General features: G+C 39.3%; 20 protein-coding genes and 2 tRNA genes. 15 read left to right on the top strand and 7 right to left on the bottom strand.

Annotated features, from left to right (window positions below):
• Positions 1 to 10: 10 nt before the first annotated feature.
• The 4 genes from MWU56_RS05915 to MWU56_RS05930 all read left to right on the top strand — a co-directional run bounded on the left by MWU56_RS05915 (position 11) and on the right by MWU56_RS05930 (position 3,674).
• Positions 11 to 1,117, top strand: coding sequence for a peptidylprolyl isomerase (locus MWU56_RS05915; RefSeq protein WP_247042963.1), 1,107 nt, complete (start codon positions 11 to 13; stop codon positions 1,115 to 1,117).
• 435 nt (positions 1,118 to 1,552) lie between these two features.
• Positions 1,553 to 2,200 (top strand): hypothetical protein, encoded by a 648-nt coding sequence (locus MWU56_RS05920; protein ID WP_247042964.1) that lies wholly within the window; start codon positions 1,553 to 1,555, stop codon positions 2,198 to 2,200.
• An 86-nt stretch (positions 2,201 to 2,286) separates the two neighbouring features.
• Entirely contained in the window at positions 2,287 to 2,898 is a 612-nt protein-coding gene (locus MWU56_RS05925; protein WP_247042965.1) for a hypothetical protein, read from the top strand.
• An 89-nt stretch (positions 2,899 to 2,987) separates the two neighbouring features.
• Positions 2,988 to 3,674: a hypothetical protein gene (locus MWU56_RS05930; RefSeq protein WP_247042967.1), complete on the top strand. Its 687-nt coding sequence runs from the start codon at positions 2,988 to 2,990 to the stop codon at positions 3,672 to 3,674.
• 63 nt (positions 3,675 to 3,737) lie between these two features.
• Here MWU56_RS05930 and rpsT read toward each other — a convergent pair whose 3' ends face one another.
• The 4 genes from rpsT to proS form a co-directional block, all read right to left on the bottom strand.
• On the bottom strand, positions 3,738 to 3,989 hold the full coding sequence (rpsT, locus tag MWU56_RS05935; protein ID WP_247042969.1) for a 30S ribosomal protein S20: 252 nt from the start codon (positions 3,987 to 3,989) through the stop codon (positions 3,738 to 3,740).
• 35 nt (positions 3,990 to 4,024) lie between these two features.
• Positions 4,025 to 4,096 (bottom strand) — tRNA-Glu (locus MWU56_RS05940).
• A 58-nt stretch (positions 4,097 to 4,154) separates the two neighbouring features.
• Positions 4,155 to 4,226, bottom strand: a tRNA-Glu gene (locus MWU56_RS05945).
• A gap of 81 nt (positions 4,227 to 4,307) precedes the next feature.
• Positions 4,308 to 5,783, bottom strand: a complete 1,476-nt coding sequence (proS, locus tag MWU56_RS05950) for a proline--tRNA ligase (RefSeq protein ID WP_247042971.1) — start codon at positions 5,781 to 5,783, stop codon at positions 4,308 to 4,310.
• A 95-nt stretch (positions 5,784 to 5,878) separates the two neighbouring features.
• On the opposite strand from proS, the gene MWU56_RS05955 reads away from it, so the two are divergent.
• Together MWU56_RS05955 and MWU56_RS05960 are read left to right on the top strand one after the other, a co-directional pair.
• On the top strand, positions 5,879 to 7,147 hold the full coding sequence (locus MWU56_RS05955; RefSeq protein ID WP_247042973.1) for a hypothetical protein: 1,269 nt from the start codon (positions 5,879 to 5,881) through the stop codon (positions 7,145 to 7,147).
• 38 nt (positions 7,148 to 7,185) lie between these two features.
• Complete coding sequence (locus tag MWU56_RS05960; RefSeq protein ID WP_247042974.1) at positions 7,186 to 8,688, top strand: OmpP1/FadL family transporter; 1,503 nt, start codon at positions 7,186 to 7,188, stop codon at positions 8,686 to 8,688.
• Between the two features lie 50 nt (positions 8,689 to 8,738).
• On the opposite strand, the gene MWU56_RS05965 is transcribed toward MWU56_RS05960, so the two are convergent.
• Together MWU56_RS05965 and MWU56_RS05970 are read right to left on the bottom strand one after the other, a co-directional pair.
• Positions 8,739 to 10,184 carry a T9SS type B sorting domain-containing protein gene (locus MWU56_RS05965; protein ID WP_247042975.1) on the bottom strand — a complete coding sequence of 482 codons (1,446 nt, stop codon included), beginning with the start codon at positions 10,182 to 10,184 and terminating at the stop codon, positions 8,739 to 8,741.
• A gap of 117 nt (positions 10,185 to 10,301) precedes the next feature.
• Complete coding sequence (locus tag MWU56_RS05970) at positions 10,302 to 12,104, bottom strand: T9SS type B sorting domain-containing protein (protein WP_247042976.1); 1,803 nt, start codon at positions 12,102 to 12,104, stop codon at positions 10,302 to 10,304.
• A 133-nt stretch (positions 12,105 to 12,237) separates the two neighbouring features.
• Here MWU56_RS05970 and folE point away from each other — a divergent pair, with 133 nt between their 5' ends.
• Both folE and cysS read left to right on the top strand, forming a co-directional pair.
• Positions 12,238 to 12,918 (top strand): GTP cyclohydrolase I FolE, encoded by a 681-nt coding sequence (folE, locus tag MWU56_RS05975; RefSeq protein WP_247042977.1) that lies wholly within the window; start codon positions 12,238 to 12,240, stop codon positions 12,916 to 12,918.
• A 15-nt stretch (positions 12,919 to 12,933) separates the two neighbouring features.
• Positions 12,934 to 14,415 carry a cysteine--tRNA ligase gene (gene cysS / locus MWU56_RS05980; protein WP_247042978.1) on the top strand — a complete coding sequence of 494 codons (1,482 nt, stop codon included), beginning with the start codon at positions 12,934 to 12,936 and terminating at the stop codon, positions 14,413 to 14,415.
• Here cysS and MWU56_RS05985 read toward each other — a convergent pair.
• On the bottom strand, positions 14,412 to 15,323 hold the full coding sequence (locus tag MWU56_RS05985) for an AraC family transcriptional regulator (RefSeq protein ID WP_247042979.1): 912 nt from the start codon (positions 15,321 to 15,323) through the stop codon (positions 14,412 to 14,414). The genes cysS and MWU56_RS05985 overlap by 4 nt on opposite strands.
• 212 nt (positions 15,324 to 15,535) lie before the next feature.
• Between MWU56_RS05985 and MWU56_RS05990 the strand changes: the two genes are divergently transcribed.
• From MWU56_RS05990 to MWU56_RS06020, 7 genes are all read left to right on the top strand, one after another.
• Complete coding sequence (locus MWU56_RS05990; protein WP_247042981.1) at positions 15,536 to 17,059, top strand: aldehyde dehydrogenase family protein; 1,524 nt, start codon at positions 15,536 to 15,538, stop codon at positions 17,057 to 17,059.
• Position 17,060: 1 nt separating this feature from the next.
• Positions 17,061 to 17,447: a DUF779 domain-containing protein gene (locus MWU56_RS05995; RefSeq protein ID WP_247042983.1), complete on the top strand. Its 387-nt coding sequence runs from the start codon at positions 17,061 to 17,063 to the stop codon at positions 17,445 to 17,447.
• 63 nt (positions 17,448 to 17,510) lie between these two features.
• Positions 17,511 to 17,732, top strand: coding sequence for a membrane protein insertion efficiency factor YidD (gene yidD / locus MWU56_RS06000; protein WP_247042985.1), 222 nt, complete (start codon positions 17,511 to 17,513; stop codon positions 17,730 to 17,732).
• Between the two features lie 68 nt (positions 17,733 to 17,800).
• Entirely contained in the window at positions 17,801 to 18,763 is a 963-nt protein-coding gene (gene lgt, locus MWU56_RS06005; protein WP_247042987.1) for a prolipoprotein diacylglyceryl transferase, read from the top strand.
• Positions 18,764 to 18,767: 4 nt separating this feature from the next.
• Entirely contained in the window at positions 18,768 to 19,253 is a 486-nt protein-coding gene (locus MWU56_RS06010; RefSeq protein WP_247042988.1) for a DUF192 domain-containing protein, read from the top strand.
• The gene (locus MWU56_RS06015; protein ID WP_247042990.1) at positions 19,254 to 19,778 is read left to right on the top strand and encodes a GNAT family N-acetyltransferase; all 525 of its coding nucleotides are present in this window, start codon (positions 19,254 to 19,256) and stop codon (positions 19,776 to 19,778) included.
• Between the two features lie 30 nt (positions 19,779 to 19,808).
• A complete protein-coding gene (locus MWU56_RS06020; protein ID WP_247042992.1) occupies positions 19,809 to 21,068 on the top strand; it encodes an ATP-binding cassette domain-containing protein in 1,260 nt (419 codons plus the stop codon).
• Positions 21,069 to 21,232: the final 164 nt, after the last annotated feature.

The raw sequence follows: 21,232 nt of genomic DNA on the forward strand, positions 1-21,232 counted from the left end.
TTTATAAGAAATGAAGAAATTATTTTACATCATACCATTGTTCCTCCTAGTAATCATAGGATGCAAGTCGAGTAAATATGCCGATTTAGGAGATGGTATTTTTGCAGATATCCAAACCACTAAAGGAGATATCATCATCCAACTGGAATACCAGAAAACACCTGTTACCGTAGCCAACTTTGTTTCCTTGGCAGAAGGGAAAAACCCATTTGTAAATGATGAATACAAGGACAAAAAGTTTTATGACGGCATTGTTTTTCACAGAATCATCAAAGACTTTATGATTCAAGGTGGCGACCCAACCGGTACTGGAAGTGGAAATATAGGGTACACTTTTAAAGATGAATTCAACGACTCTTTAAAACACTCCAAAAAAGGAATCCTTTCTATGGCCAATAGAGGCCCCAAGACCAATAGCAGTCAATTCTTTATAACACATAAAGCTACCCCTTGGTTGGATGGCAAACACACTGTTTTTGGAGAAGTTGTGGCTGGAATGGACGTTGTAGACACCATTGCTAATGTGGAGACTGGCGCGGGTGACAAGCCAAAAACCGATATCGCAATGGATCATGTGGAAATTGTGCGCAACGGCAAGGAGGCTCGCCAATTTGATGCCGTTCAAATTCTTAACGATTATTTTGAAGAAGCAAAAGAAGCTGAAGAAGCATTCAAAAAAATGAAAGAAGATTTGGCCACTCAATTTACAGAACAAATCAATGAGGCTGAAGAAACAGCCAGCGGTTTACGTATATTAACCTTGGAAGAAGGTGATGGTGAAAAGCCAAAAGTGGGCCAAAAAGTATTGGTAAACTATGCAGGGTGGTTGTTCAACGGCGACTTATTTGACAGCAATATTGAAGAGGTAGCTGCAAATTTCAACCAACTGAATCCAGGGAGAAGAGATCAAGGCGGTTACCAACCATTTCCAATGGATTACAGCCCCGATGCACAGTTGGCTGCAGGTTTCCGTGAAGGACTCTTAACGATGAAGGTTGGTGACAAAGTTCGCTTGTTCATTCCTCCACATTTGGGATATGGAGACAACGATTATGGACCCATCCCAGGTGGTTCAACCTTAGTGTTTGACGTAGAAGTAGTGGGAATACAACAATAAATATCCAGAAATATTGAGTTATCCTAAAATAGGTTGACAGTTCTTAAGTAATTAAAATTGAACCAGAGAAGCTAGCTTCTCTGGTTTTTTGTTGTTATACGTTCTTATTGATTCTGCCATGAGCCTTTTTCACTCTTTGCCATTGTTACATTTCTTGTATACCATAGGCCTTTTGAGCCTGTTTGTAGGTCAACTCGCCTTATTCAACCTGATGGACAACACTTAATTAAAGCCCAAATTATAATCGCGCTGTGAACGCTTCTTTACTGTAACACTTGTATATTCATAAATAAGTCGATTTTGTGTCAACTTATTTCAGGACAGGATAAATATAAAAAAGCCCTTCTTTTTTTGAAGGGCTTTTTGTTTGATCATTTTATAGAAAAGGCATATCTTTATTTCAGTTTCCTCAAACTAAACCTTAAACACTGAACTATGAAACACTACAGAAAGGGCTATCTTATATTTTTTGGAGCCTCCTTATTATTAATTGGATCCTGCCAACAAGGGCCAAAAAAAGATGAACCGACCAAACCGGAAGAAGAAAAAATTACCGCACCCGAAGGCATTATATCCCTGAAAGAATCCAAGTCCCTATACGACAATTACAGTAAAAACCGAGTTGGAATCATCGAGGAGTACGAAATGGAACGATATCCTGATGAAAAATACATTCCAGCACGTTACACCTCCTTTAGCTTGGATAAAATGAAAAACTATACCGCTTTTGTTGAGCAAGAAGCAAAGAAAGCAGGGGTAAAAATCGCCTCCTTTCGTCTATACTTTGCGAACTATCCCGACAAAGAGAATTTTCCTGATGGAAAAAAAATAGTGCACCCAAGACAAAACTCTATTTTTATTGTACCCACAATGATGGTTGATGGTGAAGAATATGGTTTTTATATCGGCGAAGATGGCAAGGCTAAATTGATTAAAGATGCTGTTGGCGATTCTAAGGTGGGAGCAAATAGTGAAAAGGGTAAATCCTATGCCAGTTTTATCCCTATCGCACCCCAAAATGGCGATCAAAGTCTAATTTTAAATAAAGGAAACTCATCACCTCCTCCCAATAATGATTATTAAATTAGACAGCAATCGAAGATTTAATAGTTTTTCTTAAAGAACAATTTTTCCTTGTAACATATTTAGTAACATGGATCGTATCGGTTTTGACATATCGGAAGTATTTTGACACCACTTTAAAGTACTTCCCAATTTTTATTGCCTATACATTCTTTACCGATCTATTGGGGTACTTTATTAAATTCAATGATAGTTTTCAATTTTATTCGGACGGGCGCTATTCATCACTCAATATCGTAGTTTATAATGTATATCAATTTGTAGCATACTTATTTTTTTTCTGGGTGTATTTAAAAACCTTGAAAAAAGCCAAGCATATAAAACTGGTCAAATACGGAATATACATAGTTGTATCGGGATATATTGTAAACATGATCTTTCAAAATCCTTTTTACAAAGGACTTTATTACGGTGAACTCATTGGTTCTTGGGTATTATTGGCTTCTATTATATTTTATTTTAGGGAAAAGAAAATGGAAAATGTAACTTACCCACAATGGAAAAATTTACTTTTCTGGGTAAGTGCAGGATCCTTTGTATTCTATTTGGTCACCCCTTATATATTTTTAATTGGATCTATAAATGACCATGTATGGTTTGAATATCATTTTCAACAAATATTATTTGTACTAATTGCCATTATGTATTGCTTTTACATAATTGGACTAATATTGGGACACAGAAAAGCATTTCGTTAAGACAAAATCTTGGATATAAATTAAACTACCTGCAAGCTTGGAGGTTATTTAAAACATAAATACGGGTATCTAAAGGTTACCCAGAAACAATGGAGGGACTATATAATTTCGTTTCCGAGCACTATATAATGCCTTTTTACATTATGGTATGGCTTGTGGCCGTGATGCGTTATCGCACCTATTTTGATACGCCTTTAAAATACTACCCCATATACCTGATGTATACATTTTTAACAGAATTACTAGGGTATTTTATAAGATTCAACGACGAATTTCAAGTGGTCAACGACGATACCTATCATTGGTATAATGTTATAATATACAACATCTATTCGGTAATCTCCTTTATGTTTTTTTATTACATCTATTGGCTAATAGTACAAAACGAAAAACGCAGAAAATGGATAAAGGTTGGAGCCGTGGTAAGTTTGTCCGCTTATCTCATCAGTCTGTTTTTTCAAGACCCTTTCTATTCCAATCTATATTATGCAGATGTGGTAGCTTCAATGATACTATTGCTGACCATAGGTTATTATTTTAAGGAAAAAAGGAGTGAGTCCAGTCCTTACCTTATGAAAGACAACCTTATGTTCTGGACCAGTTTGGGATTGGTGATTTTCCATATTTTCTTCCCTTTTCTTCTACTAATTGGATACGAAGCACCGGAAATATGGATTCAATATAACCTAAGGGGTATATTAAAGATTTTGATCTTGATTATGTATGGCTCATTTTTAGTGGGAGTTCTATTCCATAAAAGAAGAGCATTTAGATAAGAATATGGTAAAATAAAAACGCCTCCAATTTGGAGGCGCATACATTTTTAGAGATTTACAAAATTACATGCCTGCAACCTTGGTCATCAATTTACTTTTAAGGTTTGCCGCCTTGTTGTTATGAATAATATTTCGCTTTGCCAATTTATCAATCATACCAACTACGGTAGGCAACAAAGCCTCAGCAGCTTTTTTATCTTCTTCGCTACGTAATTTTTTTATGGCATTACGCACAGTTTTGTGCTGATACCTGTTACGTAAACGTACTGCTTCGTTTCTTCTGATTCTCTTTAATGCTGACTTATGGTTTGCCATTGCTTAAATTTAATTCTTTCTAAATCCTTTTTTTGTAGCCCGTAGGGGAATCGAACCCCTGTTACCAGGATGAAAACCTGGCGTCCTAACCCCTAGACGAACGGGCCATTAAATTTCAAAAAACTAGGGCCGAGCCCAAATTTTAAAAGTTTCAACAACCTTTTGTAGCCCGTAGGGGAATCGAACCCCTGTTACCAGGATGAAAACCTGGCGTCCTAACCCCTAGACGAACGGGCCATTATGCTTACATAATTGCGGATGCAAAAATACAACTATTTTTAAGTCTTGCAACTGTAATTTTTATTTTTTGCACCTAGCTTAGTAGGCCTTTGCAAACAACACCCTTTGAACGGACGGTTTTCCTGTTAGAATACACCTACCTTCTTCTTTTGTATTATTCAATGGAATACAGCGAATTGTGGCCTTGGTTTCATCTTTTATCCTATCCTCCGTCTCTGTTGTTCCATCCCAATGAGCGGAAACAAAACCTCCCTTTTCTTCAATAACGCTCTTAAACTCGCTATAAGATTCCACTTCGGTAATATGTCCTTCTCTGTAGTCCAACGCTTTTTTAAAGATATTTTCCTGAATTTCATCCATTAGCGATACCACCTTATCCACAACATCTTCGGCTTTTACAATTTCCTTGGTCAACGTATCCCTACGCGCCACTTCAAATGTTCCGTTCGCCAAATCGCGTTGCCCTACAGCCAAACGTACTGGAACACCTTTTAATTCATACTCATTGAATTTGAAACCAGGCTTGTGAGTGTCCCGGGTGTCGTATTTAACTGTAATCCCTTTGTCCCGTAAAGCCTTCACCAATGGGTCCACTTTATCAGAAATGGCATCCAATTGATCTAATCCCTTATAAATAGGGACAATCACAACTTGAATGGGTGCCAACTTAGGCGGAAGCACCAAACCTTTATCATCACTATGGGTCATTACCAATGCCCCCATTAATCTAGTTGAAACGCCCCACGATGTGGCCCAAACGTATTCTTGTTTACCTTCCTTATTAGCAAATTTAACATCAAACGCCTTTGCAAAATTCTGGCCTAAGAAGTGGGATGTACCTGCCTGTAATGCTTTTCCATCTTGCATCAAAGCCTCGATACAATAGGTTTCTTCAGCTCCGGCAAAACGTTCGCTCTCCGTTTTAGTCCCTTTGATCACGGGAACACCCATATATTTTTCCGCAAATTCTGCGTATACATTCATCATCAATTCAGCCTCCTCTACAGCTTCTTCCCGAGTTGCATGGGCCGTATGCCCCTCTTGCCATAAAAATTCGGCAGTTCTAAGGAACAGACGCGTTCTCATCTCCCAGCGCACCACATTGGCCCATTGGTTAACCTTTAAGGGTAAATCCCTGTAAGATTGAATCCATCTTCGGTACGTATCCCAAATAATGGTTTCTGATGTTGGGCGAACAATAAGTTCTTCTTCCAATTTAGCATCCTCATCCACTACAATACCACTACCATCTTCAGCATTCTTTAAACGATAATGGGTTACAACGGCACACTCTTTGGCAAAACCTTCTACATGACTTGCTTCTTTGCTCAAGTATGATTTAGGTATAAACAAAGGAAAATAAGCATTTTCATGACCTGTCTCTTTGAACATCTTGTCCAATTGCCCTTGCATTTTTTCCCATATAGCATATCCATAGGGCTTAATTACCATGCACCCCCTAACCCCTGAGTTTTCAGCCAAATCTGACTTTACAACTAGTTCGTTATACCATTTGGAATAATCCTCTGCTCTGCTCGTTAAATTTTTACCCATCTATTGTAGTTTGGCACAAAACTTGTGCTATAAGTCATAAAAATGATTGGGTAAAACTAATTATTTTTAGTATGTTCAACAATAAAAATTGCACCATGTTAAAGTCTTTACTCCATAATAAGTTGATAATCCCTTCCATATTGATGATTAGCGCTCTCTTTATGGCTTCTTGCGGTTCTTATCAACAAGCTTCTTATTACGATGATGGTATATATTCCAACAATAACCGTGTTGTTGGAGTTGAAAAGCGAAATGCTGAAGCTGTAAGAATCGAACAACAGGAAAATAACATCTACGGAGATTATTTTGGTGAAAAAGCAAATGAATACAATGAGATTTTGGATAGTGAAGTTTTTACAGATATTGACAACTACTCTAGCCAAGCAGCTAACGACACCATTCCTTATGGCGAACAAACCGATTACTACGCATATAACAACAATTATAACGGAAGCCCAGGATGGGGAGACAACCCATCAAGCATTTCCATAAACGTTTATGACAACAGTTGGGGCTGGGGCGGTTATTATGGCTGGAACGACCCTTATTTTGCGATGGGTTGGGGATGGAACAACCCATATTACAACTGGGGTTGGGGATGGAACAACCCTTGGAGATATAATCGATGGGGCTGGGCCGGTTACTACAACTGGGGACATCCATACAACAATTGGGGCTGGGGCGGCTATTATGGCCACTATTGGAATCGACCATATTATAACAGAGGATACTATGGTAGAAATTACGCCTACACATCAGGACGTAGAGGATATTCCCGTATACCCGGAACCACTCTATCATCTAGGACAAGAGCTTACTCAAGCAGCATTAGAAATAATAGTGGACGCTCAAATGCCATTACGGCCAGAAACAATAATTTGGTGAGCAGAAGCTCAAGAAGTTATAGCAATACCTCTACCGCAAGAAGGTCAGTGAGTGCCGATGCGGCTGCCAGAAACCAAAACTATAGAACAAGTAGAAGCACCAGAACTTCTACCAGTTACAATAGAAGCTCGGGCACCTATCGCTCCTATGGAACATCGCCTTCCACCAGAAGTAGCAGTAGTTATAATAGAAGTACTTCGCCTTCATCCAGAAGTTACAGGAATTCGGGCAACACTTCTAGAAGCTATCAATCAAGAAGCACTACACCCAGTAGAAACTATAGCCGTTCTTCGAACAGTTCCAGTTCCAGAAGCTACCGTAGCAGTGGGTCTTCACGAAGCAGTAGATCAAGTGGTAGTTATAGAGGCTCAGGGAGTAGCAGCTCAAGAAGTTCAGGTGTAAGCAGGTCTTCAGGATCTTCCTCTTCCAGATCATCAGGAACATCGCGTTCTTCCGGAAGAAGTGGCGGCAGACCTTAATTCCCTTAAATTGTTTTGATTAATTTTAAACGTAAAAAATGAAAAGAATCTCAACTTTCATAATGATATTGGCATGCACCTTTGCAAGCGCACAGACCATTGATGATGTATTGCGCTATAGCACGGAGAACATTCAGGGCACTGCAAGATACCAGGCCATGGGGGGCGCATTTGGAGCATTGGGCGGCGATTTATCTGCGCTAAACATCAACCCAGCAGGTTCGGCTGTCTTTAATTTTAGTGAAATTGGAATTACCGGTTCCAATTATCACACGAGCAATGATGCACTTTATGGTAACACCCTTAGTACCAGCACTTCCAATTCATTGGATTTTAATCAAGTAGGCGGAGTGTTTGTTTTCAATTCTTCTAATGATAGCCCTTGGAAAAAAATCACATTGGCATTTAATTATGATCTGGCGCAAAATTTTGACAATGAATTTGTGGCATCGGGCAATTCATCCGTAGGTATAGACAATTATTTTCTCAATTTTGCGCAAGGAGAGCCCTTAGGCCCATTACGTACACAACAAGGCGAATATATTGAAGATGCTTATTTGGACATTGGTGCCAATCTCGGTTACTCGGCCCAACAGGCTTTTCTAGGGTTCCAAAGTGGCATAATAGAACCTGTCGATGACGACGACCAAAACACTTCCTATTTTTCAAATGCCCAATATGGGAGTGTCAACCAACGATACATTCAAAATACTTCGGGCTTCAATAGTAAATTTACTTTGAATTTTGCCAGTCAGTATGAAGACAACCTTTATTTAGGTGCCTCCGTAAATTTCCACAATATATTTTATGATAGGATCTCCTATTTGGATGAAGATGGTTACGATGCTGGCTCTCCTATTCAATATATATCTTTTGACAACTTTTTACATACCGAAGGTCATGGCTTTTCTTTTAGCTTGGGAGCTATTGCAAAATTGAACCAATCCATTAGAGTGGGTGGTAGCTATCAATCACCAACATGGTATACATTGACAGATGACACTTCACAGCGTATCAATTCCAATTTAGCAGTATCGGATATAGACTTTATCAACTTTAATGTTGTAAACCTTTATGATGAATACAAGATTAAAACACCTGAAAAATATACCGGTAGTGTAGCTCTTGTATTCGGACAGGACGGACTTATAAGTTTGGATTATTCGTATCAAGATATGTCCAAAGCTGAGCTTAGACCTACTTCCGACCCTAGTTTTAGCGCAGAAAACAACTATATCGCAAGTACTTTGGGCGCCGTAAACTCTTATCGTTTGGGTGGTGAATATAGAATTGAAGAAGTAAGTCTTAGAGCTGGCTACCGATTTGAAGAAAGCCCTTATGAAAACAGTAATTTTGTTGGTGATCTTAATGGGTACTCAGCAGGTATTGGATATAATTTTGGCGCTAACAGATTGGATTTATCATATAGCAGGTCGGAACAAGATGTAAACACTTATTTTTTTGATGGAGGAATCGACAATGCCGCTTTCATTAACAGAATCAATACAAATATAGCATTGGGATATACCTTAAAATTCTAAATTGGGTAATATAGCATAAGATTAAGGCTGGAAAAGATTCCGGCCTTTTTTTATCTAACCAGTGAAAAGTGCCTCCTTACTGATGTAGCCACTAAAACACCCTCATCATCACGATTATAATCTAACCGGAACCAGTAGTCGGAAGAAGGCATATCTCTTCCATTGAAAGTACCGTCCCATCCGACGTTAACATCTATTTGTTTTAAAAGTTTGCCATATCGGTCAAAAATATATACTACGGGATTAACCAACTCTTCCACCCCATATACATTCCAATTATCATGGAAACCATCACTATTAGGGGTAAAAAACTTAGGATAACCCACTACCAAAAACTCAATGGGTTCTGTAGTACCGCAACCATTTTGATCGTTGATAACCACCGTGTTCACCCCTGGTGGCACATCGTAAAAAATAGGGTCATCCTGAAATTCCCCATCGTTAATGGCATATTCATAGTTTCCATCACCAACGGGAACTATTTCTATATTGTAAGGGTCTGTTTGGTCGCTATTTACGAGATCATCTATCACGCGAACCTCATCCAACTCTGGAGTTCCATAAAATGTAATTAAAATATCATCGGTAATGGGGTCACCAAAAGGCCATTCAATGTCAACATAATATCTTCCGGAATTAGGACTCGGAACTATCAACTCGGCACCAAAAGAACCTGTCCCAGCCAAAATAGCATCTATAGTTCCATCATCATCATAATCTACACTCCATTCTACAGACGTTATACTAGCACCTGCAGGAGAGTTTAAAGCAGATAAGATAATGTCCGGATCTCCCTCACAAGCATAAATATCAAACCCTAGAAATTCATCTCTAAAATCACAGTCTAGTGCACTATCCTGATCTTCATCTACGGAAGCACCTGTAAAAGTCAACTCAAAAGACTCTGGTTCTTCATCAAAATTGGTGTTGTAGTTGTTGATGTACAGGTAGTAAATCTCGCCAGCCGTTACATTCAGCCATTCATCATATGTGTTTTGGCTTCCTTTAACGAAAGGAGCTCCTTCCCTACCATCGATTGGGTTTACACCAATTCCAGTTAAATTAGTCTCGTTATATTCATAATTACAACGAATGGGTTGTGCGCTTCCATCGCCAATAATGGTGCAAAAATTTTCATTGGAGGTTTCATCAAAAGGGCCATATAATGCAAAATCCCATTCAGCCGTAACCGGGTTGCCTGGATTTACGGGCAAGGCCTCAATATCAAAACCAATTTGGCCATCGGTACCAGCCCTAAATACAAACCAAGCTGTATTGTTCTCTATATTTGCAGAACTCACACTACCCTTTTCCAAACATCCGGTCTGGGTAATTACTTCAGGATCAAAATCATCGATATCACCACCGCCATCGGTGGTTCCCATAATGGGCGCATCTGCACAAACAGGAATCGCTGTTCTACAATCTGGAGAATTTTGCGCGCTTACAAATTGGAATAGAAAGAAACAACAGATAGCGCTTAATAGAGCTCTCATAGAATTTTGGGGCTAAAGGTTATTCTATTTATAACCTGTATAACTCCCTAATTTATGGTTTTAGTATGTTTTTATCCGATTAATTTGCTGTTAATCGATAAACAACCATTATCTACCTTATCGTCTTAAAGAAAAATGACTCTGCAAGTATTTGGCATAGGTCCTATTGCCGCTATCATCCACATAAGATAGTTTGAACCAATAATCCGTAGATGGCAAGGGTTTCCCTTTAAAGTTTCCATCCCATCCTGGGTCAAATTCTGTCATTTGCTTTATTAGTTTGCCATAACGGTCGTAAATGGTCACCACTGGAGAATTTAAGGTTGATAATCCTTCAATCTGCCAAGTTTCGTTCAACACATCTCCGTTGGGCGAAAATATGGACAAAAACCCGACCACGACTATCTCCTCCTCAACCTCACCACAACCAAATGGATCACGCATATTAACTGAGTGTACCCCCGGAGCAACTCCCTGAAAAACATTGCTTTGCTGAAAATCACCTCCATCAATGCTAAATTCATATTCACCACTGGTTTCCGTATTAATGGTAACGGTGTTGTTCACACTCATATCTTCAATATCGATACTGGCAATTACCGGTAAGTTGGATATGGCAACAGCTACCGTGCGAATGGTCTCGCAAACAACTCCATTGGATTCGTTACTCACGGTCAGCGTGTATTCTCCTGCTTCCGAAACTATAATGGATGGCGTTTGTTCACCCGTACTCCATTGATAATCATAGTTAGGGTTTGGTTGGGTTTCCCCAATTTCCAAATTTCCAATTGCTTCGCAGATCACAGCTTCTTCCTCAAAATTCAGCACTGGTGTTTCAATAGCATTCAATGTAAAACTTTGGGATGCATCAAAACAATCGGGGTTTGCCATTGAAGCAGTCCTTACAAAAATTGTTTGGGAACCTACGGACATCACATACTGTTTCTCAATAGGATTTAACCCTAAATTGGCATCGGTCTGCGAACTATGGTAGCTGACCACAAATTCATTTGGGCTCATCCCCCCTAATGCCTCTGCTGTTTTACTGTTCAAATCAAAAATCATATCCGTTTCATAGCAAAGTGTTTCCTCGAACAATGCTCCTGTAATTGGAACTTCGTTAAAACCGACCTGCACATCACTAACAATACTTTCACTAGCTGTATTTACCACAACACGATACTGTCCAGAATTCTGAACATTGTATGTAGCGCCATTGGCTCCAGAAATCAACTGAAAACCAATTCCCGTATCCACGTACCACGCATACCCCATTGCTCCGGACATTGCAGCATCCAAAACCACATTTTCGCCCTCACAAGCTGCAATTGGTGGCCCCAACAAATTACTTACAATGGAACAATCCAAAGCAGTATTTGGATAATCTACCCATATATCTCCTGTAAATTGAATGGAAAACCCGGAATTAACATTGCTGAAATTATTGATGAAGAGGTAATAATCTTCGCCCGCTTCCACTTGAAGCCAATCTTCGAAATGTACAGAATCATCATTGCCAGTAGGGTCTTCCCCTACCCCAATAAAACTGACACTTTCACTATTATCAAAAAAGTTACATCGTATAGGGTCTCCCAAGTTACTGCAGTCAGTAGCTCTATAAAGCGCAAAATCCCAATCTTCATTACTGTTATGACCAATATTAAACCCTAATTGACCAGATTCAGCCGTTCTGAATCGATACCAAGCGGAATTTGATTCTATGGCACCTGTGGTGGTCTGTTCCAAACATCCACTAGATGATGCTCCATTAAAGTCGTCAACACCAAACCCATTGGTCCCTCCATTTATTGGGGTATTACTACAAATAGGAATCGTATTGATACAATCTTGGGCAACCTGCCCGAGGGCACCTTGCCAAAATAGTAGAATTAGTAAGGTCTTTATAAAGGTATTGATCATAAAAGACTATTGGTTTGGGCGTTATAAAAATACCATGGCATTTGCCTTAACAATAATTTATGTTGTCAAACCCCCTATACCAGATGTTAAATCGGTCATTAATGTATATCTTTGCTCTCCTTAAGCGTTAGCTATGAAACTAGAGCAAGCATTGGAAGAACAATATGAAGAAAGAGGAGACGACCATGTTGGTACCTCAACGGACACCCCGATGCGGGAAGATGCTTTTGTATTGAGCGATGATGAAAAAATCGAACGAATACAAAACAATGTAAGGGAGATTTTGCTTACCCTCGGTCTGGATTTGGATGATGACAGTTTAAAAGGTACACCCAAACGTGTAGCCAAAATGTTTGTGCAGGAAATTTTTGGTGGACTGCACCCTGACAAAAAACCGAAATCATCAACTTTTGACAATAAGTACAAGTATGGAGAAATGCTGGTGGAGAAGAACATTGTGGTCTACTCTACTTGTGAACACCATTTATTGCCGATTGTTGGCAGAGCACATATTGCCTATATTTCCAACGGAACAGTGGTAGGTCTTTCCAAAATGAACCGTGTTGTTGATTATTACGCAAAGCGACCACAGGTCCAGGAACGTTTGAACATCCAAATCGTAAAAGAACTTCAAAAAGTTTTGGGAACGGAAGATGTTGCTTGTGTGATAGACGCAAAACACCTTTGTGTAAATTCCAGAGGGATAAGAGATATTGAGAGTAGTACAGTAACTGCGGAATACGGTGGGAAATTTAAAGATGAAGCCACACGTAGGGAATTTTTGGACTACATCAACCTGGAAACAGAATTTTAAACACCAATCGTTTAAATGCAGCTTTATAAAGACCAATCCTTACGAATCCATAATTCGCTTACCGGAAAAAAAGAAATTTTCAAGCCCATAAATGAAGGGCATGTGGGCATGTACGTCTGTGGCCCAACAGTTTACAGCAATGTCCATTTGGGCAACTGCCGTACCTTTATGTCCTTTGACATGATTTTTCGTTACTTCAAGCATTTAGGCTTCAAGGTTCGCTATGTTAGAAACATTACCGATGCAGGACACTTGGAAAACGATGCAGACGAAGGGGAAGACAAAATAGCCAAAAAGGCCAAATTAGAGCAAATCGAACCCATGGAAGTGGTACAGCGCTACACTGTAGATTTCCATAATACTCTACAGCAATTCAATTTATTGCCGCCAAGTATTGAGCCAACAGCTACCGGTCACATTATAGAACAAATAGAAATTATTAAGGAAATTCTGGAAAAAGGATTGGCCTATGTAGCAAACGGTTCGGTATATTTTGATGTTGTCAAATTCAACGAAAATCACGACTACGGCAAATTGAGTGGAAGAAAGTTGGAGGATATGATCACCAACACCCGCGAGCTCACTGCTCAGAGTGAAAAAAAGAACCCTCAGGATTTTGCCCTTTGGAAAAAAGCGGAGCCCCAACATATAATGAGGTGGCCATCCCCATGGGGAGATGGTTTTCCAGGATGGCACCTAGAGTGTACCGCCATGAGCACCAAATATTTAGGAGAGACCTTCGATATTCATGGAGGCGGAATGGACCTTAAATTTCCTCACCATGAATGTGAAATAGCCCAAGCAGAGGCCAGCACTGGAAAATCACCTGTAAATTATTGGATGCATGCCAATATGCTGACATTGAATGGTAGAAAAATGTCTAAATCCACGGACAATAATATTTATCCTGCTGAAATTTTTAGTGGCGATAACCATATTTTGAGTAAACCTTATACACCTTCTGTGGTTCGGTTTTTTATGATGCAGGCCCACTATACCAGCATTTTGGACCTTAGTGATGAAGCTTTACAAGCATCGGAAAAAGGATACAATCGCTTAATGGATGCATTGGATAACATTGATACGCTAAAAACTGGCGAAACATCTGATTTTAATGTACAGGCATGGAAACAGAAGTGCTATGATGCCATGAACGACGATTTTAATACGCCGATTCTAATTGCTCAATTATTCGAAGGCGTAAAACATATCAACCTCATAAAAGAGAACAAAGAAACCATAACCCAAGAAGACAAGGATGTATTGACCAGTACGCTAAATGCCTTTATATTCGATGTTCTTGGTATAGAAAATCAATCGTTGACGAAAGACGATTCCAATACCCTTGGCGGTGTTGTGGAATTATTGATCGATATTAGAAACGAAGCGCGCGCCAACAAGGATTTTGCCACTTCCGACAAGATTAGAGACCAACTTATTGTCTTGGGCATTCAATTAAAAGATGGTAAAGAGGGAACCACATTTAGTGTAAATTAGTGGTGCTTTATAAATTTTGATTGGTATTCCCCTGGTGAAACATCAAATTTTCGCTTGAACAAACGGTTAAAATAAGAACGGTTCTCAAAACCACATTCCAAATAGATTTCCTTGATTTTCCGGTTAGGATCTTTCAATAAGTCTATTGCCATTTTTATACGCTCACTGTTAATATAATCAATGGGCGTAACTCCAAACTCATTCTTAAAGGTCTTGTGAAAATGCGATTCGCTCATACAAGCCCGATTGCTCAACTCACTTACAGATAGTGGCTCGTGCAAGTGCTGTCGAATGTATTCAATCACATAAGCCAACCTATTGTTCGGACTTAGCTTTGATGCTTTTTGCACATAGGTTTCTCGTGAATTTCCTTGTAAGATCCGTATAATAAGCTCTTGCAGCATATTATCCACAAAAAAATCCTTGGAGGAATGGTTTTCAGCAAACAAGTATAATAAGCGTTGAATGATCCCATAAATACTGGCATCGTTGGTAAAATGATAATTATAATCCATGAGTGCCCACTCCGTACCATCATGCTTGGGCATCACTTCATTCATCAGATTAATTACATTATTAATTTTTTCATCTGAAATGGCCATGGCCAAACAACGTGTTGGGTTCTCCTCGTTCGCTTCGGGAAAATCAATACACATCACCTCATTAGAAGGTAGTATTAATGACTCGCCAGGCAAAAAATCAAAAGACTTCTTATCCCGTAAGTGCATTGTTTTTTTTCCAATCAACATTGAGGCCAATACAGGTTGGTCAAACTGCAATAATACTTTCTCTGCTTGTAAGTGGGTTTCAAAAACATGCATTGAGGCATTGTTCAACGTATAAGAAGTTTGGTTCTCGACCAAATGCTCAAGTTTTCTTTCCTTAAAAAATTGTTCTGGTAGCCGCATAAAAAATACTTACTCCTTAATATAATATACAAATACTTAATAAATATAGAAAATACATTGCCACATTTTGTTAAAAATACAATAACAAAGAGAATTGGTCATGTCATTAACAGTATACGTCAGATGTACGGGGTTCAAAACCAATACTTTTAGAATCAGTCACTTGAGCAAAGTGCAAAACACATAAGAATTAATTTTTAACAACAAGTATTATGAGCAATGTACAAACTACCGAACGTAGCGTTTTGGAAAAACCTAAGTTCAAAGACCAGTATGAAAATTACATAGGTGGAAAATGGACCCCACCGACAAAAGGAGAGTATTTTGACAATGTTTCTCCAGTAGATGGTAATGCCTTTACCAAAATTGCACGATCAACCTCCGAAGATATCGATAAAGCAATCGATGCCGCATGGGCAGCAGCCCCTCAATGGAATAACTCGTCCGCTACTTACCGTAGTAATCTATTATTAAAGATTGCCGATGTTATGGAGCAAAACCTTGAGGTTTTGGCCCGCGCCGAAACATGGGACAACGGTAAAGCTCTCCGCGAGACACGAGCTGCCGATATGCCCTTGGCCGTAGACCATTTTAAATATTTTGCAGGAGTAATAAGAGCAGAAGAGGGCTCCGTTAGCGAATTGGATTCCAACACTGTTTCCATGAACATTATGGAACCACTTGGCGTTGTGGGCCAAATTATACCTTGGAACTTCCCTATTTTAATGGCAGCCTGGAAATTGGCACCCGCATTGGCAGCCGGTAACTGTGTGGTACTTAAACCTGCAGAACAAACACCTGTTGGAATTTTGATCTTAATGGAATTAATCGAGGACATTCTTCCCGAAGGCGTACTCAACATCGTAAATGGTTTTGGTCTTGAAGCAGGAAAACCTCTAGCTTCCAGTCCAAGAATCAATAAAATTGCTTTTACGGGAGAAACCACCACTGGACAATTGATCATGCAATACGCTTCCAAAAATGTTATTCCTGTAACCTTGGAATTGGGTGGTAAATCCCCCAACGTTTTCTTTGAAAGCATAATGGATGCAGATGATGAGTTTTTCGACAAATGTTTGGAAGGAGCCGTAATGTTCGCCTTAAATCAAGGTGAGGTATGCACCTGTCCATCACGAATATTGGTGCAGGAAAGTATTTTTGATGCATTTATAGAACGTGTAGTAGAACGTACCAAAGCCATTAAACTTGGACACCCTCTAGATCCAAATACTATGATGGGAGCACAAGCATCCAATGATCAATACGAGAAAATCCTTAACTATATCCAAATTGGTAAAGAAGAAGGATGTGAAATACTTGCAGGAGGCGAAGCTGCGTACAACGAAGGACTCGAGGGTGGGTATTACATCCAACCAACAATTTTAAAAGGAAACAATAAAATGCGTGTGTTCCAAGAAGAAATTTTTGGCCCGGTTGTCTGTGTCACCACGTTCAAGGATGAAGAAGAAGCTCTGGAAATTGCCAACGATACCCTATATGGATTGGGTGCTGGCGTTTGGACTCGCGATATGCATCAAGCCTATAAAATATCTAGAAAGATAGAAGCAGGTCGTGTTTGGGTGAATTGTTACCATAATTATCCGGCACACGCACCTTTTGGAGGGTACAAAAAGTCGGGTATCGGTAGAGAGAATCACAAAATGATGCTCAGCCACTACACCCAGACCAAAAATATGCTGATTTCTTACGATAAGAATAAATTGGGCTTTTTCTAGGATGGAAAAGTTGATAAAACGCGTGTTGGTTTCGGACCGCGCCATAAAGATTATCGACCAACTTAAGGAGCGACATGGTGAGCTAATGTTTCATCAAAGCGGCGGTTGTTGTGATGGCTCTTCGCCCATGTGCTTTCCAAAAGGAGAATTGATGCTCAACGAAAACGACGTAAAATTGGGCACCATACATGGTTGTGATTTCTTTATGAGCAAAGACCAGTTCGAATACTGGAAGCACACACAGCTTACGGTTGACATTACCACGGGCCGCGGCTCCAGTTTCAGTCTGGAAATTCCATTGGGACTTCGTTTTGTCATCAAGTCTCGACTATACACAGAAGATGAACGGAAATTCTTAAAACCTGTGCAATCTGCTGAAGAAGTTTAAAACATGCCCCGACAAAGTCGGGGCTTTTTATTACCTTGTACCTGCTTATCACCTTAAGATTACATGAAGAAGATTTTAATAGCGCCATTTGTGCTGTTGGTACGGTTCTACCAACTATTTATTTCTCCAATGCTACCCTCTACATGTCGCTATTCCCCTACCTGTTCCCAATATACCTTGGAAGCCTTAAAAAAGCATGGTCTGTTCAAAGGAGGATGGCTGGCCATGAAACGTATCGTAAGTTGTAATCCATGGGGCGGAAGCGGTTATGACCCAGTTCCTTAAAAAAATGCAGTTTAATTAACACCGTGCAACCGTTCAAAGTAGTTATATTAGTCCCAAAATTTATTTAAATGTATTTCCTAGGATTTGATTGGAACCCCGAAGGAACCCTTTTTAAATTGGGTTTTTTACAGATAAAATATTACAACCTTTTATGGATCGCTGCCTTTGTACTTGGCTGGTTCATCATGAAAAAAATCTTCCTCAACGAAAAGAAATCCATGGAGAAGCTGGATTCACTTTTCATTTACACTGTGGTCTCCATTATGTTGGGAGCACGTTTGGGACATGTATTTTTCTACGATTGGGACTACTACAAAGATCATTTGGTGGAAATTCTATTACCAATTCGCGAAAGAGCCAACAGCTCACTTTTTGGCTTAATAAACGGATACGAGTTTACCGGTTTTACTGGATTGGCCAGTCATGGAGCCACCATTGCCGCCATTATTGGAATTTGGCTGTACTGTAGAAAATGGAAAGACATTAAAATGCTTTGGCTACTTGACAGGTTGGTAGTGCCTTCGGCAATTGGAGCCGCGTTCGTAAGGTTTGGCAATTTTTTCAATTCCGAGATTAACGGTAAAGTAGTTGATAAATCGTATTTTTTAGCAACAAGATTTATCCGAGATTCCGATGATATGCCCGCTTACCAAGCCATGGCACTAACAAAGGAGCAAACTCCAAATGCAGCCTATAAGGCCATCCAGCATAATCCAGAATTTTCTGAGGCCTTACAATCCATCCCGTACCGGCATCCTGCACAATTGTACGAAGCCATTTGTTATATTTTCGTATTCATTGCGCTATACCTTTTGTATTGGAAAACTGATTGGAAAAATAAACCTGGTTTTCTTTTTGGACTTTTTATGGTGCTATTGTTTGTGGTTCGATTCTTTGCCGAGTTTTACAAAAAAAGTCAAGGCGGATTCGAAGATACATTGGGCATGCTCTCTACCGGACAATGGCTCAGTATTCCCATGATACTTATCGGCGTCTATTTTATGGTTAAACCTGCACCCGTAGAACTCTAACAGTATGGTACAATTTATAAGAATAACGTTTTTAGGTTTCATAGTTATTTTGGCATCCTGCAAAACGGAATCAAAAAATGCCATTAAAACAGAATCTATATCTTTTAGCAAAGAAGGTGAGCTCGTTATCCTAAGCGAAGAAACGGATTCCATAAAGGCCAATTTTGAAATAGAGATAGCAGAAACGGAGTATGAGACCCAAACAGGGCTCATGTACCGCCCATCCATGAAACAAAATAGGGGGATGCTCTTTATATTCCCCAATGTGAGCAACCGGTCATTTTATATGAAGAACACAGAGTTTCCTTTGGATATTATCTATATTGACGAAGGGCAGAAAATTGTTAGTTTTCAAAAAAACGCCCAGCCATACAATGAAAGTGGCCTACCCTCTAATGCTCCTGCTAAATATGTCTTGGAAATCAATGCAGAGCTTTCGGACCAATTTGGTCTGCAAGTAGGTGACAGCATTTCCTTTACACGCAATTAGATGTCAAAATATTTATTGCAACATCAGACTTCGGAGCGATTAATTTTTCGAAAGCTGGAAGCATCGGATTTTGAAGACTGGTTGCCCTTCTACCACGACCCTAAATCCATACAATACTGGAAAGGGCTACCTACAGACCCTGTTAAAGCATGTCGCATTCAGTTCGACCGTGTTTTTGAAAGGTATGAAAATAATTTAGGAGGGATGAACGCTTTGATTTCCAAACAATCGGGAGAATTAATCGGAATTTGTGGTCTACTGGTCCAAACGGTGGATGACATTCAAGAATTGGAAATTGGATACTCCGTGCTACCAAAATTTTGGTTACAAGGCTTCGCATTTGAAGCTGCGCAAAAATGCAAGAAATTCGCTTTTGACAATAATTTTTCCAGCTCGTTGATCTCCATAATTCACGTGGACAATATACCTTCCCAAAAAGTCGCAGTGAAAAATGAAATGTTCTTGGACAAGACGACAATTTATAAGGATAATCCAGTGCATATTTTTAGGGCAAACCAAGGATAATTGTATTTTTGGGTCAATACCATTTACCTCATGAAGCTACCTAAGAGCTACGTCATCCTAACCTTGAACAATTCCAACACCAAACCATTGGTTAACAGCTTGCTCAATAATAAACCAATTAATGGATTCGCTAAACTACACGGGTTAAAAGGACTTTTATTTTCACGGTCAGAAATCAATCGATACTTGGACGAGGAGGATCGACACGACATCAAAGTTTTGACCAAGGAAAGTGAGCAGCTCTTAAAAACCATGAGTAGCGGAGAGCAAAAAAAAGCACTGCTTAACCATTTACTACAACAGAACCCAGACTTTATGGTTTTAGTAAATCCTTTTGATAATTTGGATGTTGCCGCACAGACCAAACTTAAGGAACAAATTTTGGATATTGCCTCCCAAACAATTGTAGTTCAAATAGTAAGTCGATTGGGTGATATTTTACCTATCGCTACAGATTTTTTTAAATTGGATGGGAATACGCTTCACCAATACAATTCGAAAGGTGATTTTTGGAATGAGAATAAAACTGAACCCATAAACTTTAATGGTGAAATCCCAGCTCCTATATCGCCAATTAAAATCGAGAACATTGAATTGGTAAGGTTCAACAAAGTATCCGTAAACTTTAGTGGTCGTCCGGTTTTAGACCAAATAGATTGGACCATTAAGAAAGGAGAGTTTTGGCAGCTATTAGGGCCTAATGGCAGTGGAAAATCAACACTGTTATCCATGATTACCGGCGACAGTCATAAAGGTTATGGTCAAAATCTGACCATTTTTGGTAAGAAAAAAGGAAGTGGTGAGAGTGTTTGGGACCTAAAACAGAGAATCGGCTATTTTACACCATCAATTACCAACAAATTTACTGGATATCACAGTCTTGAAAATATGATCATCTCCGGGTTGCACGATTCGATTGGCCTTTATGTATTACCAACGGACAACCAAAAGCAATTAGCCAAAAAATGGCTCGACCTCCTAAATTTTAATAAAAGAAAAGATGATTACTTCTGTGATCTCACACCTGGAGATCAAAGGCTGGTAATGATGGCCAGGGCCATGGTTAAACACCCACCGCTACTAATTTTGGATGAACCTACAGCTGGCCTAGATGATGCAAGCGCCACGCTATTTGTTGCCTTAGTGAATAAAATTGCCAATGAAAGCGACACTGCTATTGTTTTTGTCTCGCACAGGAAAGAACCTCAATTGAATCCTGAGTATATTTATGAGTTATACCCATCTAAAACGGGCTCGACGGGTGTAAAAAAAAGAGGTGAAAACTCATAAAAGAAACTTAACCAAACCACTCTTATTTTTTGTCATCTTATCATCTTTTCAATTTTGAATCACTCCCTTTTATAAAAAAAGTAAATATGGAGCTTTGTTCTAAATTACAGATTTCAGTGCAGAATAAATAAACCCTGATTATTCGGCTATAAATGGTATCCAAG

Origin of the sequence: Allomuricauda sp. F6463D, from assembly GCF_023015965.1 — a bacterium.
Lineage (GTDB): Bacteria > Bacteroidota > Bacteroidia > Flavobacteriales > Flavobacteriaceae > Flagellimonas.